The sequence below is a fragment of the Okeania sp. genome (genome assembly GCF_983059655.1).
This window is the reverse complement of the sequence record NZ_CEZPJD010000797.1, coordinates 1-3,622: the sequence shown is the minus strand read 5'-3', so window position 1 is coordinate 3,622 and position 3,622 is coordinate 1. Positions and strand designations below refer to the sequence as shown.

Genomic DNA, 3,622 nt, shown 5'->3' with positions numbered 1-3,622 from the left:
TTTCTAATGGTTTGAGACAACCTGCATTGAGGGGAATATCATCATCAACTAGGGTACGAAATACATATAAAACTGCTGCTTTACATACTGCGGTTGGTGCGTTGAAGTTTGTGGGAAGTTGGGGAGATGTTCCTGTAAAGTCTATTTTTGCACTGAGATTTTTTTTGTCGAGACTGACAGAAACTTGAATTTTATTACCGTCATCGAAGGTGGATGTGGAATTTTGTTTGTTGAGTGATGAAGAGAGTTTTTTTATGGCTTGGCGTACTGATGTTTCGGCGTTATCTTGAACGAATTTCATGTAAGTTTGTACGGTTTCTAAGCCATACTTTTCTGTCATTTTCTGAAGTTCTTGTGTACCTTTTTCATTTGCTGCTATTTGTGCTTGGAGGTCGGCGATATTTTGGCTGGTGTTTCTGGCAGGATATTTGCCGGATGTGAGGATGTTTAATATTTCTGTTTCTTGGAATTTCCCGTTTTTGACGAGTTGGAAGTTATCGATTAATATTCCTTCTTCTTCTACTGTTTTACTATGGGGTGGCATGGAACTGGGGGTAATTCCACCAATATCTGCATGATGACCACGGGAGGCTACATAAAATATGGGAGTTTCTATTTTTTCTGTCTTTTCAGGGGGGGTTACGGAAATAGTTGTTTGATTTTCAGAAATAATATTTTCATTGGCAGGAGGGTTTACAGATTTTAATTTTTGAGTGGTAGATTTATCCCCTAAAGTGATTTTTGTATCGGATAAAGTTTGTTCGCCAGGAAACTGTACAGATTTCAAATTTTGAGTAATAGATTTATCCCCTTTTGGTTTTTGTAGAGGTGGAAATACGGGGGTAATAACTGTTATGTCTGGTAAATGAGTACCGCCGTTATAGGGATTATTTAAAACATAAACGTCTCCTGGTTTGAGGATATCTTTTTTATCAGAAATTACGGCATTAACACTTTCGCTCATGGAGCCTAAATGTATGGGAATGTGAGGAGCATTGGCAACTAATTGACCGTCTCGGTCGAAGATGGCGCAGGAAAAGTCTAGTCTTTCTTTGATGTTTACTGAGGAGCCAGTTTTTTGTAATGTAATTCCCATTTGTTCAGCGATCGCTCGAAATAGGTTATTAAATATTTCTAGCATTACTGGGTCTGCTGATGTTGGGATTTTTGTTTGAGATTTTGTGGTTGGGTCTAGAGATTTTTCTGTGGTTTTGGTTTTGGTTAATACGAGGTGGTTTTTGAGGGTTAATTCTGCTTGCCATCCTGGTTCGATAATATTAGTTCCGGTTTTTTCTATGATTAAGGCGGGGCTATTAATTTTTGTTCCTGGTTGTAAATTTTCTCGTAGATAAATAGGTGTATCTTGCCATTTTCCGGCGGTGTAGATTTTTGTTGTTGTAATTGGAGTTATGGCTGTTTTTTGAATGGGAGATTTTTCTGTTTCTTCTAGAGTTTCCATTTGTTGAATAAGTTCGAGGGAGACTGCTTCAATCATTAGAGATTTTTCTGCCATGATAAATCCATATCTTTGTTGATGGGCTGTTTCAAATTCGGATTTCATTATGGAGATATTTTCGGCAAAGTCTACGATTAATGTTGAGTCACTGCCTTGATATTTGATGTGAACTTTCGATAAGGATATTTGATTTTGATTGGAATTTATTTCTTGTTTAGCTTCAGTTTCTAGTGTGGATAAAATTTGTTTAATTTCTGGCAATAATTCTGGAATTAGTATTTTTTCAACTGCCTTTTTTTTCATAACTCGAATATCTGCCAATCCCATGCCATAAGCTGATAAAACTCCGGCATAAGGATGGATAAATATTTGTTTCATTCCCAAAGCATCAGCAATTAAACAAGCGTGTTGACCGCCAGCTCCACCAAAACAACAAAGAGTATATTCTGAAACATCATAACCTTTTTCCAAAGAGATTTTTTTAATCGCATTTGCCATTTTTTCCACGGCTATAGCTAAATATCCACTAGCTACTTCTTCTGGTTTTTTACTATTACCTATTTCTGCTGCTAACTGAGTAAACTTCTCTCTAACAATCTCTAAATTTAAAGGTAAATTTCCATCTTTCCCAAAGACTTTCGGAAAAAAATCTGGCTGTATTTTTCCGACCATGACATTACAATCTGTCACTGTTAAAGGTCCGCCCTTTCCATAAGCAGCCGGACCAGGATTTGCTCCAGCAGATTCAGGTCCGACACGATAACGAGAACCATCAAAAAATAAAATTGAACCTCCACCAGCAGCCACAGTATGTATCGACATCATCGGAGTTTGTAGCCGTACCCCTGCAATTTCTGTTTCAAATTCTCGCTCATATTCTATTGTTTTATTTTCTGCTCCAGCGTAATGAGCAACATCAGTAGAAGTACCACCCATATCAAAACTAATTATCTTATGAAAACCAGCCATTTTACTTGTTTGAACTGCTCCAACAATTCCACCAGCAGGTCCAGATAAAATACTATCTTTACCTTGAAATTTTTGAGCATCTGTTAAACCGCCATTTGACTGCATAAACATTAATTTAACTGACTGTATTTCTGAAATATTGCTTAAAATATTTTTGGCAGAATTCTTTTCCTTTTCCTTTTCTGTTTTCTGTTCTCCCTTCCCTGTTCCTAATTTATTCAATTGGTTACTTTCTTGGATATTGCTTTTATTTAAAAGTTCTTTAGTAAAATCTTTTTTCTTAACTGTTCCCTGTTCCCTATTCCCTGTTCCCTTTTTTTCTGACTGTATTTCTGAAATATTGCTTAAAAGATTTTTAGCAAAATTCTTTTCCTTTCCTGTTCCCTGTTCCCCGTTCCCTGTTCCCTTTTTTAAAGAATTACTGACTTGATTGACATATCTTAGTAAAATTGGTGATAAATAAGCATCAACAACAGTAGTATCTCCCCGACTAACTAATTTCATTAAAGGGCTAACTTCGTGAGATACAGATATTTGAGTAAATCCTATTTCTTGAGCAATTTCTTTAATTTTTTGCTCATGCTTCGGGTAACGATAACCGTGCATTAAAACAATGGCGCAACTTCTAATTCCTGCTGCATAAACTTCTTGAAGTTGAATAGTTAACTCCGTTGTTTGAAGTGGAATAATTTCTTCACCTTTCGCTGTATAACGTTCCTTAACTTCAATAACTTTCTCATACAACATTTCCGGCAAAATAATTTCTCTAGCAAAAATATTTGGTCGGTTTTGATAACCAACTCTTAGAGCATCTTTAAAACCCTTCGTAATAACTAAAACTGTACGATCGCCCTTCCTTTCTAATAAAGCATTTGTCGCAACAGTAGTACCCATTTTAATCACTTCTATTTCTTTTGAATAAATTGCTTGATTTTGAGGAATTCCTAATATTTCACGAATTCCTTGTACTGGAGCATCTTGGTAGCGATCGGGATTTTCTGATAATAGTTTATGAATAATAATTTGACCGTCCGGAGCTTTAGCAACTATATCAGTAAATGTACCTCCACGGTCTATCCAAAATTGCCAAGAATTGTTAGTCATAAATGTGTTAGTCATATTAATTTAGAATTTATTGACATCCCTTGCAATGCGCGGTCGTACATGGTCGGTATTCCCAAAGGTCTTTTTTCATCC

The 3,622-nt window shown here is 36.1% G+C and carries 1 protein-coding gene; it reads right to left on the bottom strand.

Annotation, left to right across the window (positions count from 1 at the left end; all coding sequences use genetic code 11):
* Positions 1–3,529 (bottom strand): hydantoinase B/oxoprolinase family protein (locus tag AC3DU7_RS28515; RefSeq protein WP_488042630.1); only part of this gene is annotated, 3,529 nt, incomplete at its 3' end.
* Positions 3,530–3,622: the final 93 nt, after the last annotated feature.